This window comes from Kitasatospora griseola, assembly GCF_014648555.1.
GTDB classification, from domain to species: domain Bacteria; phylum Actinomycetota; class Actinomycetes; order Streptomycetales; family Streptomycetaceae; genus Kitasatospora; species Kitasatospora griseola.
This window is the reverse complement of record NZ_BMRI01000022.1, coordinates 67,928-82,262: the sequence shown is the minus strand read 5'-3', so window position 1 is coordinate 82,262 and position 14,335 is coordinate 67,928. Positions and strand designations below refer to the sequence as shown.

Annotated in this window: 6 protein-coding genes; all 6 read left to right on the top strand. The window is 75.6% G+C overall.

The window, feature by feature from the left end; all coding sequences use genetic code 11:
- A partial coding sequence (locus IEZ12_RS39000; protein WP_229847940.1) for a type I polyketide synthase occupies positions 1-4,551 on the top strand: 4,551 nt, incomplete at its 5' end.
- A gap of 31 nt (positions 4,552-4,582) precedes the next feature.
- Positions 4,583-10,831 carry a type I polyketide synthase gene (locus IEZ12_RS24910; protein ID WP_189274861.1) on the top strand — a complete coding sequence of 2,083 codons (6,249 nt, stop codon included), beginning with the start codon at positions 4,583-4,585 and terminating at the stop codon, positions 10,829-10,831.
- A 17-nt stretch (positions 10,832-10,848) separates the two neighbouring features.
- Positions 10,849-11,718, top strand: a complete 870-nt coding sequence (locus IEZ12_RS24905; RefSeq protein ID WP_189274859.1) for a 3-hydroxyacyl-CoA dehydrogenase family protein — start codon at positions 10,849-10,851, stop codon at positions 11,716-11,718.
- 71 nt (positions 11,719-11,789) lie between these two features.
- Positions 11,790-12,071: an acyl carrier protein gene (locus IEZ12_RS24900; protein WP_189274858.1), complete on the top strand. Its 282-nt coding sequence runs from the start codon at positions 11,790-11,792 to the stop codon at positions 12,069-12,071.
- Positions 12,064-13,179 (top strand): acyl-CoA dehydrogenase family protein, encoded by a 1,116-nt coding sequence (locus tag IEZ12_RS24895; RefSeq protein ID WP_189274856.1) that lies wholly within the window; start codon positions 12,064-12,066, stop codon positions 13,177-13,179. The genes IEZ12_RS24900 and IEZ12_RS24895 overlap by 8 nt, the downstream gene beginning before the upstream one ends.
- 35 nt (positions 13,180-13,214) lie before the next feature.
- A complete protein-coding gene (locus tag IEZ12_RS24890) occupies positions 13,215-14,315 on the top strand; it encodes an HAD-IIIC family phosphatase (protein ID WP_189274854.1) in 1,101 nt (366 codons plus the stop codon).
- The last annotated feature ends 20 nt before the right edge of the window (positions 14,316-14,335 follow it).

The window sequence follows — 14,335 nt, the reverse complement described above, 5'->3', positions numbered from 1 at the left end:
GAGGTGGACGTGGTGGAGGCGCACGGCACCGGCACCACCCTCGGCGACCCGATCGAGGCGCAGGCCCTGCTGGCCACGTACGGCCAGGACCGGCCCGCCGAACAGCCCCTGTTGCTCGGATCCCTCAAGTCCAACCTCGGCCACGCCCAGGCGGCGTCGGGCGTGGCGGGGGTCATCAAGACGGTGCTGTCCATGCAGCACGGGCAGGTGCCCCGCACCCTGCATGTCGGCAAGCCTTCCGGCCACGTCGACTGGACGCGCGGAGCGCTGGCCCTCGCGACCGAGCAGCAGCCCTGGCCGCAGCACGGCCGCCCCTTCCGGGCCGGCGTGTCCTCCTTCGGCCTGAGCGGCACCAACGTCCACACCATCCTCGAACACACCCCCCTGGAGAACGACGGCCCGCCGGCCGAGCGCACCCCCGTGCCGGAGGTGCCCTGGCTGCTGTCGGCGAGGAGCCCGCAGGCACTGCGCTCCCAGGCCGACCGGCTGCGCCGCCACCTGGACGGCAACCCGGGTTCCGACCCGCGCGACATCGGGTCCGCCCTGCACGCGCGCACCGCCTTCGAGTACCGGAAGGCACTGGTCGGGAGCGGAGACGAACTCCGCGCCCTGCTGGGGCGGATGGCCGACGACTCGGGAGCGTGGGACGGCGGTCGGCCGGTCGACGGCCGTTCGGTGCTGGTGTTCCCGGGTCAGGGTTCGCAGTGGGTGGGGATGGCGGTGGAGTTGCTGTCCGGGTCGGAGGTGTTTGCCGGGCGGATGGCGGAGTGCGAGCGGGCGCTGGCGCCGTACACCGACTGGTCGTTGGTCGAGGCGTTGGGTTCGGAGGCGCTGTTGGCGCGGGTGGATGTGGTGCAGCCGGTGCTGTGGGCGGTGATGGTGTCGCTGGCGGAGGTGTGGCGTTCGTTCGGCGTGGTTCCGGACGCCGTTGTCGGCCACTCGCAGGGTGAGATCGCGGCTGCGTGCGTGGCGGGAGGTTTGAGCCTGGAGGACGGGGCGCGGGTGGTGGCGCTGCGGTCCCGTGTGATCGGGGCGTTGGCCGGTCGTGGCGGGATGGCGTCGGTGCCGTTGCCGGTGGAGGCGGTGCGGGAGCGCCTGGGCCGTCTCTCGGTGGCGGCGGTCAACGGCCCGTTGTCGACGGTGGTGTCGGGTGATGCGGTCGCGGTTGCCGAGTTGGTGGAGGAGTTTGTCGGGGAGGGGGTGCGGGCGCGCCTGATCGAGGTCGACTACGCGTCGCACTCCGCGCACGTGGAGGAGGTCCGCGAGCGCCTGCTCGCCGACCTGGACGGCATCACCCCTCTCTCGGGTTCGGTGCCGTTCTTCTCAACGGTGACGGGCGGCTGGCTGGACACGAAGTCGTTGGACGCCGAGTACTGGTACCGGAATCTGCGGGAGACCGTCGAGTTCGCGAACGCCACGGAGGCGTTGCTGGGTGAGGGCTTCCGTTTCTTCGTCGAGTCCAGCCCGCATGCGGTGCTGGGTGTGGCGGTGGGGGAGTCGGTGGAGGCCGCGGGTGTCGACGCCGTGGTGCTGGGGACGTTGCGCCGCGGTGAGGGCGGCCTGGCGCAGGTGCTGCGTGCGGTGGGCCGCGGGTGGGAGCGCGGGCTGGAGGTGGACTGGTCCACGGCGTTCCCGGGTGCCCGGCGGGTGGACCTGCCGACGTACGCCTTCCAGCGCACCCGCTACTGGCCCGAGCCGGCACCCGCCACGGTGGCCGATGTGGGCTCGGCCGGGCTCGACCCGGCCTCCCATCCCCTCCTCGGGGCGGCCGTCGAGCTGGCCGACACGGGTGAACTGCTGCTCAGCGGCCGGATCTCGCTGCGCACCCACCCCTGGCTCGCCGACCACGCCGTGGCCGGTGCGGTCCTGCTGCCCGGCGCGGCCTTCGCGGAACTCGCGGTACGCGCCGCGGACGAGGCCGGATGCCACGCGGTGGAGGAACTGACGCTCCAGCAGCCGCTGTTGATACCCGCCGACACCGCCGTCCGCCTGCAGGTGCGGGTCGGTGCCGCGGATGCGCACGGCGGCCGCTCGCTGGACCTGTTCTCCTGCCGGGAGGACGCGGCGACCCCGCACTGGACCGCGCACGCGACCGGTCGGCTCACCGCCGACGCCGCGACCCGTAAACCGCCGTCGGCACCCGTGCCGGACGACGCGGGCTCCTGGCCCCCGCCCGGCGCCGTCCCGATCCCCGTCGACGACCTGTACGAGCGGTTCGACGCCTCCGGTTACGGCTACGGACCCGCCTTCCGCGGGCTTACCACCGCCTGGCGCCGGGGCGACGAGATCTTCACCGAGGTACGCCTGCCCGAGGACCGGAACCGGTCCGCCGCCGATTTCGGCGTGCACCCCGCGCTCCTGGACGCCGCCCTCCAGGGGCTGTTCCTGAGCGCCGAGCCGGAGATCGGGCCGGGCCCGGACCGGCCGTCCGCCGGACTGCCGTTCTCCTGGAGCGGGGTCAGGCTGCACGCCACCGGAGCCACCGCGCTCAGGGTGCGGCTCGGCCTCCGGCCGGACGGATCGGTGTCGATCGACGCGACCGACCCGCACGGCCTCCCGGTCGTGTCGGTCGAGGCGCTCGCCGTCCGCCCGATCGACCTCGACGCCCTCCGCCCCGCCGGCGGCCCGGAATCGCTCTACCGGCTGCAGTGGTCGGCGGCGCCCGCCATCACCGCACCCGCCGCCCCCCTCGGGGCGTGGGCCGTCCTCGGCGGCCGGGGGCTCTTCCCGGACAGCCATCCGGACCTGGCCGCGCTCGGTGCCGCGCTGGACGGCGGAGTGCCGTCGCCCGCCGCGGTGCTGGCCTGGTGCGACCACACCCCGGACCTCCCGTCCCCGCCCGACGTCGCTTCTGTGCACACCGCGCTGGACGACGCCCTGCGGCTCGTCCAGGACTGGCTGGCCGACCCGCGCTGGGACGACGGCACCCGGCTCGTTCTCGTCACCCGGGGCGCGGTCTCCACGGCGGCCGGCGAGGAGGTCACCGACCTCACCGGCGCGGCGGTCCGCGGCCTGGTCCGCTCCGCCCAGTCCGAGCACCCGGACCGCTTCCTGCTGATCGACACCGACGACCCGGCCGCCGTGGCTGACCTGCTGCCCGAGGCGCTGGCCGGAACGGAGCCCCAACTGGCGATCCGCGCCGGACGGCTCCTCGCCGCCCGCCTCACCAGGGCCATCGTCCCGGTGGACCCGGACACCTCGTCCGGTATCGCGGCGGCCGGCGGAACCGTCCTGGTCACCGGGGCCGGCGGCGCGCTCGGCGGCCTGGTGGCCCAGCACCTGGTGACCGCGCACGGCGCACGGAACCTGCTGCTCGTCGGCAGGCGCGGTGCGGACGCCTCGGGCCTGGCCGACCTTGCCGCCGAACTGCGCGGACGCGGCGCCCGGGTGGACGTGGCGGCCTGTGACGTCGCCGACCGGGACGCGCTCGCCGCCCTGCTCGCCGGCATCCCCGCCGACCGTCCGCTGAGCGCGGTCGTCCACGCGGCCGGCGTCCTGGACGACGGGACGGTCGAGTCGCTGACCCCCGACCGGATGCGCCACGTCCTGCGGCCCAAGGTCGACGCGGCCCTCAACCTGCACGCCCTCACCCGTGAGCTGCCGCTGTCGGCCTTCGTCCTGTTCTCCTCCGCGTCCGCCACGGTCGGCAACGCCGGGCAGGGCAACTACGCCGCCGCCAACGCCTTCCTCGACGCGCTCGCCCAGCACCGGCGCGCCCTGGGACTGCCCGCCCAGTCGCTCGCCTGGGGCCTGTGGGCGCGCCGCAGCACCATGACCGGCACGCTCAGCGCCGCCGACCTGCGGCGGATGTCCCGGGGAGGCACCGCGGCCATCGACAGCGAAGAGGGCCTGGCGCTGTTCGACGCGGCGCTCACCCTGGACGAACCGCTGCTCGTCCCGGTCAAGATCGACCTCGGCCGGCTCCGGACGGCGGCCCGGACCGGGCCCGTCCCGGCCCTGCTCTCCGCCCTGGTCCCCGGGGCCGCACGCCGCCCCGCCTCCGGGGCGGACGCCGCCGAGGCGGACTCGCTGCGCCGCCGGCTGACCGAGCTCGCCCCGGAGGAACGCCTCGCCACCCTGCTCGACCTGGTGCGGAGCCGGGCCGCCGACGTCCTCGGCCACGGCGGGGCCGGGGCCGTCGACCCGGACCAGGCGTTCAAGGACCTCGGCTTCGACTCGCTCACCTCCGTCGAGCTCCGCAACCGGCTCGGCGCCGCCACCGGCCGCCGGCTGCCCGCGACCCTGGTCTTCGACCACCCCACCCCGGCTGCCGTCGCCGCCTACCTCGCCGGGCGCCTGGTCCCCGACGGGCCGGGCGGACCCGCCGCCACCGGGAAGGCCACCGGAACGGCGGGCCGGGCGGACCGCGCGGACCACGAGATCAGCTCCCTGCTCGCCGCGATCCCACCCGCCGCCCTGCGCCGGGCCGGGCTCCTCGACGCGCTCCTGGACCTCGCCGACCGGTCGGAAGCACCGGCCCCCGCCGCCGACATCAATGCCATGGCCGTCGACGACCTCGTCCGGATGGCCCTGGGCGGCGAACGTGACTGACCGACAGCCGCAGAAGGAGAAGCCCAACCCCATGCCCACCGACACGGACCAGGTGGTCGCCGCCCTGCGCTCCTCGCTGCTGGACAACCAGCGCCTGCGGCAGGAGAACCGGCGGCTCCGCGACGACTCCGCCGAGCCCATCGCCATCGTGGCGATGAGCTGCCGCTACCCCGGTGGCGTGCGCACCCCGGAAGACCTGTGGGAACTGCTGCTCAAGGAGCGGGACGGGGTCTCGCCGTTCCCCACCGATCGCGGCTGGGACGTCGAGGGCGGCTTCGACGCCGACCCCGACACCCCCGGCACCTTCTACGTCCGTGAAGGCGGCTTCCTCCACGACGCGACCGGCTTCGACGCCGGCTTCTTCGGCATCTCCCCGCGCGAGGCCCTCGCCATGGACCCGCAGCAGCGGCTGCTGCTGGAGGCGTCCTGGGAGGCGGTGGAACGCGCGGGCATCGACCCGGCGACCCTGCGCGGCAGCCGCACCGGCGTCTACACCGGCGTGATCTACAGCGAGTACGGGTCCCGTCTCGGCCGGGTGCCCGACGAAGTGGAGGGCTTCCTCGGCACCGGCACCATCCCCAGCGTCGCCTCGGGCCGGATCGCCTACACCCTGGGCCTGGAGGGCCCGGCGGTCACCCTGGACACCGCCTGCTCGTCCTCGCTGGTCGCCGTCCACCTAGCCTGCCAGGGGCTGCGCTCCGGCGACACCACCCTCGCCCTGGCCGGCGGGGTGACCGTGATGTCCACCCCCGGCCTGTACGTCGGGTTCAGCCGCCAGCGCGGCCTGGCGCCCGACGGGCGCAGCAAGTCGTTCTCGTCCGCGGCGGACGGTGCCGGGTTCGGGGAGGGCCTGGGGCTGCTCCTGCTGGAACGGCTCTCGGACGCCCGGCGCGCGGGGCACCCCGTCCTGGCCGTCATCCGCGGCTCGGCCGTCAACCAGGACGGCGCCAGCAACGGGCTGACCGCCCCGAACGGGCCCGCGCAGCAGCGCGTCATCAACGGGGCGCTCGCCCACGCCGGACTCGCCCCGTCCGAGGTGGACATGGTGGAGGCGCACGGCACCGGCACCGTCCTCGGCGACCCCATCGAGGCCCAGGCGCTGATGGCCACCTACGGGCAGGACCGGCCCGCCGGGCAGCCGCTGCGGCTGGGGTCGCTGAAGTCCAACCTGTCCCACACCCAGGCCGCCGCGGGCGTCGGCGGGGTGATCAAGTCGGTGCTCGCGATCCGGCACGGCGTGATGCCGCGCACCCTGCACGTCGACCGCCCCTCGCCCCGCATCGACTGGACCGAGGGCGCCGTCTCCCTGCTCACCGAGGCCACCCCGTGGCCGGAGACGGAACGGCCGCGCCGGGCCGGGGTGTCCTCCTTCGGCGCCAGTGGGACCAACGCCCACGTCATCCTCGAACAGGCCCCCCTGGAGGACGACGGCCCGCCGGCCGAGCGCACCCCCCTGCCGGCGGTGCCCTGGGTCCTGTCGGCGCGCACTCCGGACGCGCTGCGCGCCCAGGCGGCGGCGCTGTACGAGCGGGTGGCGGCGGAACCGGGCCTGAGCGTGCTGGACGTGGGCCATTCGCTGCTGACGGGCCGTTCGCGGTTCCCGGAGCGCGCGGTGGTGGTGGGCGCGGACCGCGACGAACTGCTGGCCGGTGTCGCCGCCCTGTCGCGGGGCAAGGGCTCGGCGGCCGTGCCGGTCGGCGGCGGGCCGCTTCCGGGCCGATCGGTGCTGGTGTTCCCGGGTCAGGGTTCGCAGTGGGTGGGGATGGCGGTGGAGTTGCTGTCCGGGTCGGAGGTGTTCGCCGGGCGGATGGCGGAGTGCGAGCGGGCTCTTGCGCCGTATGTCGACTGGTCGTTGGTGGAGGCGTTGGGTTCGGAGGCGCTGCTGGCGCGGGTGGACGTGGTGCAGCCGGTGCTGTGGGCCGTGATGGTGTCGCTGGCGGAGGTGTGGCGTGCGTTCGGCGTCGTTCCGGACGCGGTGGTGGGCCACTCGCAGGGTGAGATCGCCGCCGCCGTGGTGGCGGGTGGTCTGAGCATCGAGGACGGGGCGCGGGTGGTCGCGCTGCGTTCCCGTGCAGTCGGGGCGTTGGCCGGTCGTGGTGGCATGGCCTCGGTGCCGCTGCCGGTGGAGGCGGTGCGGGAGCGGATTGCGGGACGCCTCTCGGTGGCGGCGGTCAACGGCCCGTCGTCGACGACGGTGTCGGGCGACGCGGACGCGGTCACCGCGCTGGTGGAGGAACTCCTGGACGAAGGGGTGTGGGCGACTCCCATCGAAGTCGACTACGCGTCGCACTCCGCGCACGTGGAGGAGATCCGTGAGCGCCTGCTCGCCGACCTGGACGGCATCACCCCCCTCCCGGGCGCGGTGCCGTACTACTCCAGCGTGACCGGCGGCCTGCTGGACACGAAGGCCCTGGACGCCGAGTACTGGTACCGCAACCTCCGGCAGACCGTCGAGTTCGAGCAGGCGACCCGCGCGCTCCTCGCGGCCGGGCACCGCGTCTTCATCGAGTCCGCCCCCCAGCCGGCCCTGATGTACGGGATCGAGGACACGGCCGCCGACGAGGGCGCCCCCGAGACGGTGGTGCTCGACACCCTGCGGCGCGGAGCCGGAGGGCTCCGCCGGCTCCAGCTCGCCCTCGCCGGGGCACACGTCCGGGGCCTGCGCGTCGACTGGGAGCGGCTGTTCGCGGGAACCGGCGCCCAGCGGGTGGACCTGCCCACCTACGCCTTCCAGCGCCGCCGCTACTGGCTCGACGCCCGGCCGGCCGACCGGGACCAGGCGGCCGCCGGCCAGTTGGCCGCGGACCACCCGCTGCTCGGCGCCGCGATCGAACTGCCCGACGACGCGGGCACCCTCTTCACCGGCCGGCTCTCGACGGCCACCCACCCCTGGCTCGTCGACCACGCCGTGGCCGGAACCGTCATCCTGCCCGGCGCGGCCCTGGTCGAGCTGGCCGCGTACGCGGGCCGCCGGCACGGCTGCGCCCTCGTGGAGGAACTGACCCTCGCCACCCCGCTGGTGCTGCCCGACGACCACGCCGTACAGCTGCGCGTACGGGTGGGGGCCGAGGACGGCACGGGCCGGCGCCCGGTGGAGTTCCACTCCCGGCCCGAGGCCGACCCCGGCGCCGCCGACCGGCCCTGGACCCGGCACGCGACCGGCACGGTCGGCCCCCGGGACGCCTCGGCCGACCAGGGACCCTCGGCCGATCTGGACGACATGGCCGGGGCGGCCGGCGCGTGGCCCCCGCCCGGCGCGGTCCCGCTGGACGTGGACGAGCTGTACGGGCTGCTCGAAGCCCGTGGCGTCGCCTACGGCCCGGCGTTCCGGGGCCTGCGCGCCGCCTGGCGCACCGCGGACGCGATCCACGCCGAAGTGGCCCTGCCCGACGGCCTCCTCGACAGCGCATTCGTCATGCACCCGGCCCTGCTGGACGCCGCCCTCCAGACGACCGGCCTGCGCGAAGGCACCGCCGTCGGCGGGCCTGCCGACGGCGTCCCCCTGCCGTTCTCCTGGCAGCGCGTGGCGATCGAAGCCTCCGACGCGCCGGTCCTGCGCGTCCGGCTGCGCCCCGACGGCCCCGACGCCGTCGCCGCGCGGATCACCGACCCCGCCGGACGCACCGTGGCGACGGTCGGCTCGCTCACCCTGCGCACGGCGTCCACCGCCGCGCTGCGGGCGTCCGCCGGCTCCGTCTTCCACGTCGGCTGGACGCCGGTCGCCGCCGGGCCCGGCCCGCGCCCGGTCACCCGCTGGGGCCTCCTCGGCCCGCGGGACGAGCGGCTGCTGCCGGCCGCCTTTCCCGTCGAATCCGGGTCCGCGACACCGGACGCGGTGCTGCTGACCTGCCCCCCGTCCGCCGACACCGCGAGCGCGGACGCGGACCCCGCGGCGGTGCACGCGGTCGCGGCCGGGGTGCTGGACCGCGTCCAGGCCCACCTGGCCGACGACAGCACCGCCCGGACGCCCCTGGTGGTGCTCACCCGGGGCGCGACCGGCCCGCTCGGCGCGCGGCCGGCGGACCCCGGCGCGGCGGCCGTCTGGGGCATGCTCAGGGCCGCTCAGCTCGAACACCCCGACCGGTTCGTGCTGCTGGACACCGAAGGGCCGGACCAGGACGGCCTCGGCGACGCGCTCGCCGACCTCCTCGCCACGGGCGAACCGCAGGCGGCCCTGCGCGGCGGCGTCCTGTACGCCCCCCGACTGGTACGGCCCACGGCCCCCGCCCCCGCGACCCGCTCGGCCGGCGCGTTCGGGCCGTCCGAGGGGACGGTGCTGCTGAGCGGCGGCGGCGCCCTCGCGGCCGTCCTGGCGCGTCACCTGGTCGCCGCGCACGGGGTGCGCCACCTCCTCGTGCTGAGCCGCCGCGGCGCCGACGCCCCCGGCATGCCGGAGCTGACGGCGGAGCTGGCCGGGGCCGGAGCCGAGCTGACCGCCCTGGGCTGCGACGTGTCCGACCGCCGGGCCCTGGCCGCCGCCCTGGCGGCCATCCCCGAGAACCGCCCGCTGTGCGCGGTGGTGCACACCGCCGGAGTGCTCGACGACGGCCTGCTGGACGGGCTGACGGCGGAGCGGACGGCCGCCGTCCTGCGGCCGAAGTTCGACGCCGCCCGCCACCTCGACCAGCTGACGCGCGGAGCGGACCTCGCCGCGTTCGTCGCCTTCTCCTCCGCCGCCGGCGTGCTGGGCAGCCCGGGCCAGGCGTCCTACTCGGCCGCCAACGCCGCGCTCGACGCCCTCGTCGCGGAACGCCGGCGGCTCGGGCTCCCCGGCCTGTCCCTGGCCTGGGGGCCCTGGGAGCGGGTGAGCGGGATGACGGCGGAGTTCGACGGCCCCGACCGGCGGAGGATCGACCGGCGCGGCGCCCGCGGCCTGTCCGACGAGGAGGCCATGGCCCTGCTGGACACGGTGTGCGCCGCGGACGCCGCCCCGCCGGGAGACGGGAGCCCCGTCGTCCTGGCCCACCTCGACCTCACCGTGCGCGGCGACGGCCCGGTGCACCCGATGCTGCGCTCCCTGGTCCGCCGCGGCCCGGCCGCGACGACCGGAGCGAAGGCGGCGCCGAGCGCCGCCGCAACGCTGCGGCAGCGGCTCGACGCCGCCGCCGACGCGCAGGAACGCGAGCTGGTGCTGCGCGAACTCGTCCTCGCCGAGGCCGCCGAAGTCCTCGGCCACACCGACGCCGGGGCACTGTCCGCGACGGCGCCCTTCCTCTCCGTCGGATTCGACTCGCTGACCGCGGTCGAGCTCCGCAACCGGCTGGCCGCCGCCACCGGAGTGCGGCTGCGGCCCTCCGCCGTCTTCGACAGCGCCACCCCCGCCGCGCTCGCGGCGCGCCTCGCCGCCGAGGTCCGGACGGACGACACCCCCCGGCCCGAAGCGGCACCCGCGACCGGCGCCGAGGCCGCCGACACCGACCCGGCGAGCGTGCTGTTCCGCCGGGCCTGCGCACTCGGCCGGATCGACGAGGGCATCGCCCTGCTCAAGCACGCCTCCGCCCTGCGCCCGGCCTTCCACAGCGGCAGCGACCTCGCGGCCGCCGGCGCCGGCCCGCAGCTGCTGCGCCTGAACGAGCGCGCCGACGCCCCCGTGCTCGTCTGCTTCGGCTCCGTCGTCGCCCTCGGCGGCGCCCACCAGTACGCCCGCTTCGCCTCCCGCTTCCGGGACCGCTACGCCGTCGCCGCGCTGGACGCCCCCGGGTTCACCCCCGAGGAGGAACTGCCCGCCGACATGTCGGCCCTGCTGGACCTCCAGGCGACGACCCTGCTCCGGGAACTGCCCGGCCGGACCCTCGTCCTGGCAGGCTCCTCCTCCGGCGGCACGCTCGCCCACGGAGTGGCCGCCGAGCTGGAGCGGCGCGGCGCGGGCCCGGCGGCCGTGGTGCTGCTGGACACCTACCTCTCCGACAACCAGGGGATCACCCAGTTCAACGATGTCCTGCTGGGCGGCATGTTCGCCCGCGAGGACCGGGCGGCCCCGATGGACGGGACCCGGCTGACCGCGATGGGCGGCTACTTCCGGCTGCTCGACGACTGGAAGCCCCCGGCGGTCCGCGCCCCGCTGCTGCTGGTCCGCGCCTCCACCCCGCTCGGCCGCCCGTCCGCCGACGCCGGTGACTGGCGCGCGTCCTGGGACGGCGTCGACACCGTCGTCGACGTCCCCGGAGACCACTTCTCGATCATGGAGCAGCACGTCGCGACCACCGGCGACGCCGTCGCCGACTGGCTCGACGCCACCCTGCGCACCCCCGACACCCTCCGTACCCCCGAAGACCAGTGAGAACGAAGGAGAACCCGTTGACCACGGCCCCGTACGACGATTCCCCCGCGCAGCACGCCCTCACCGTGCTGGGAGCCGGGGTGATGGGCGTCGGAATCACCGTCCTCGCCCTCGGGCACGGCCTGCCGGTCCACCTGGTCGACGTCGACCGGGAACGGCTCGACCGGGCCGCGGAGCTGATCGGCGACGACCTCCGGCTGGCCGAGCTGATGGGCGCGCTGCCCGCCGGGACGCCCCTCGGTGCCCTGGCCACCGGCACTTCGCTCAAGGCCGCCGCCGGAGCCACCGCCGTCGTCGAGGCGGTCACCGAGAACGCCGCGATCAAGGCCGCCGTCCTGTCCGAGGTCTCCGGACTGGTCCGGCCCGGCACCCTGCTGATCACCAACACCTCCTCCATCCCCGTCGACGAACTGGCCGGGGCCCTGGAGCGGCCGGAGGAACTGGTCGGCACCCACTTCATGAACCCGCCCTACCTGATCGGCACCGCCGAGGTGGTCCGCGGCGTCCGGACCGGGGACTCCGCGATGGCCGCCGTGGCGGCCCTGCTCACGGCACTGCGGCGGAAGGCGGTCGTCGTCCGGGACGCACCCGGCTTCGTGACCAGCCGCATCCTGCACCCGATGATCAACGACGCCGCCCGGGTCGTGCAGGAGGGCACGGCGACCGCCGCGGACGTCGACGCCCTGATGCAGGGCTGCCTGGGACACCCCACCGGCCCGCTGCGCACCGCGGACCTGATCGGCATCGACAACCTCGTCGACTCCCTCACTGTGCTGCACGAGCGCACCGGCGACGACGGCTGCCGCCCCGCCGAACTGCTGCTCCGGCTGGTCCGCGAGGGCCGGCTGGGCCGCAAGTCCGGGCGCGGCTTCTACGACTACACCTGATCACCCCGACCAGACCCGACCACACCCGACCACCTCTGATCACCCCTGATCACCCCGACAAGGAGACGGCCATGAGCACGGCGAACACGCCCGACACCCACACCCTGGAGAAGGAACTGCTGGAGTTCCTGGAAGGACGCACCGGAACCGCCTGGGACGCCGACACCGACCTGTTCGACGCCGGCGGGCTGTCGTCCCTCTTCGCCATGCAGGTGGTGGTGCACCTGGAGAAGACCTACGCCATAGCCGTCCGCGGCGCGGACCTGCGGCTGGACAACTTCCGCACCGTGCGCCGGATGGCCGAGCTGGTGGCCCGGCTCCAGACGCCCGCCGCCGGGGGCGAGCGTGGGTGAGGACCTGAGCGGCGCGATGACCGCTGTCACCCTGCGGGTCGGCGACCTGGCGGGGGAGTGGGACCGGACCGGTCTCATCCCGCGGGCCCTGCTCCGCGAGCTGGGCGCCGAGGGCCGGCTGTGCGCTGAAGTCCCGTCGCAGTACGGCGGCTGGGGGCTCAGCAGCACGGACAGCGGCGCCTACACCGCCCACGTGGGGGGCCTGTGCAGCTCGCTGCGCAGCGTGATGACCTCCCAGGGCATGGCGGCGTGGACCATCCAGCGCCTGGGCACCGCCGAGCAGGCGGCCGCCCACCTGCCCCGGCTGACCGGCGGCGAGCTGGCGGCGGTCGGCTTCAGCGAGCCCGGCGCCGGCAGCGACCTCTCGGCGATGACGACGACCGTCCGCCGCGACGGCGACACGGTCGTCGTCGACGGGCACAAGAAGTGGGTGACCGCCGCCCACTACGCCGACCTGCTGGTCGTCGTCGGCCGCTACGAGGACGGCGCGGTGGCCGTCGTGGTGCCCGCCGACGCGCCCGGCGTCCGGATCGAGCGGATCGCCGACCCGCTCGGCTGCCGCGCGGCCGGCCACGCCGACGTGCACCTCGACGGGGTGCGGCTGCCCGTCGACAGCGTCCTGGGCGGGCACGGACTGCCGCCCGCCCTGCTGGTGACGACCGCGCTGGCCTACGGGCGGATGTCCGTCGCCTGGGGGTGCGTGGGCATCCTGCGGGCCTGTCTGGCCGCGGCCACCTCGCACGCCGCCGGACGGGAGCAGTTCGGCAGGCCGCTCGCGGAGCACCAGCTCGTCGCCGGGCACCTCGCCGACCTCTACACGGCCGAGCAGGTGGCCACCCGGGTCTGCGAGCACGCCAGCCGCTGCTGGGACGAAGGCTCGCCGGACCAGGTGGTGGCGACCGTGCTGGCCAAGCACGTCAGCGCGACCCAGGCCGCCCACGGCGCGGCGACGGCCGTCCAGGTGCTGGCCTCGGCCGGCTCCCGGGACGGGCACACGGTGGCCCGGGCGTACCGGGACGCCAAGCTGATGGAGATCATCGAGGGCAGCAACGAGCTGTGCCGGCTGATGCTGGCGCAGCACGCCCTCTCCGCTCCGGGGGCGCCGTGAGCGGGCCCGCGGCCGACGAGACGAGGAAGGACGACATGGCTGCAACCGTCAAGTGCCTGGTCTGGGACCTGGACGGCACCCTCTGGCAGGGCACCCTGCTGGAGGACGGCGAGGTGCACCTGCCGGACGAGGTGCGCAAGGTGGTGATCGAGCTCGACTCCCGCGGCATCCTGCAGTCCGTCGCCAGCCGCAACGACCACGAGCACGCCTGGGCCCGGCTGGAGGCGTTCGGCCTGGCCGAGTACTTCGTCCTGCCGGAGATCGGATGGGGCGCCAAGTCCGAGTCGGTGCGCCGGATCGCCGACCGGCTGAACTTCGCGCTCAGCACCATCGCCTTCGTCGACGACCGGCCCGCCGAACGCGCCGAAGTGGCCTTCCACCTGCCCGACGTGCGGTGCTACCCGGCCGAGCAGGTCCTGGACCTCCCCGACCTCGCCGAGTTCACCCCCGCGACCAGCACCGTCGACTCCCGGCGGCGGCGCCGGATGTACCAGGCGGGCTTCCTCCGCGAGGCCGAGCGGGCGGCCGCCCCCGGCCCCGACGAGGAGTTCCTGCGCTCCCTGGACCTGCGGATGCGCATCGGCCGGGCCACCGGCGAGGAGCTGTCCCGGGTCGAGGAACTCACCCTGCGCACCAGCCAGATGAACGCGACCGGGGTCCACTACCCGGACGCGGTGCTGCGCGGCCTGATCACCGACCCCGGGCACGAGGTCCTGGTGGTCACCCTCGCCGACCGGTTCGGCCCGCACGGCGCGGTCGGCGTCCTGCTGCTGGAGCGGCGCCCGGGCCTGTGGCACCTCAAGCTGCTCGCCACCTCCTGCCGGGTCGTCGCCTACGGCGCCGGCGCGACCCTGCTCAACTGGCTGGCCGATGCCGCCGCCCGGTCCGGGGTCCACCTGGTCGCGGACTTCCGGGCGACCGAACGCAACCGGATGATGGAGATCGCCTACCGGTTCGCGGGCTTCGAGGGCCTGGACGAAGCCCCGTGCCCGTGCGCCGACGCCCTCGCACCGGCCGCGGAGGACAGCGGACTCCAGCGCCTGCACCTGATCCCCGGCCCGCGTGTGGTGTCCACCGTCATCAGCGTGGACGCACCCGACCTGAGCACGCCGGAAGGGGGCCCGGGAACGCCGTGACGGCCGCGGGGCCCGGCGCT

Coding starts and splice junctions, on each gene's coding strand:
- IEZ12_RS24910 (WP_189274861.1), top strand. CDS start 4,583: ATGCCCACCGACACGGACCAGGTGGTCGCCGCCCTGCGCTCCTCGCTG.
- IEZ12_RS24900 (WP_189274858.1), top strand. CDS start 11,790: ATGAGCACGGCGAACACGCCCGACACCCACACCCTGGAGAAGGAACTG.
- IEZ12_RS24890 (WP_189274854.1), top strand. CDS start 13,215: ATGGCTGCAACCGTCAAGTGCCTGGTCTGGGACCTGGACGGCACCCTC.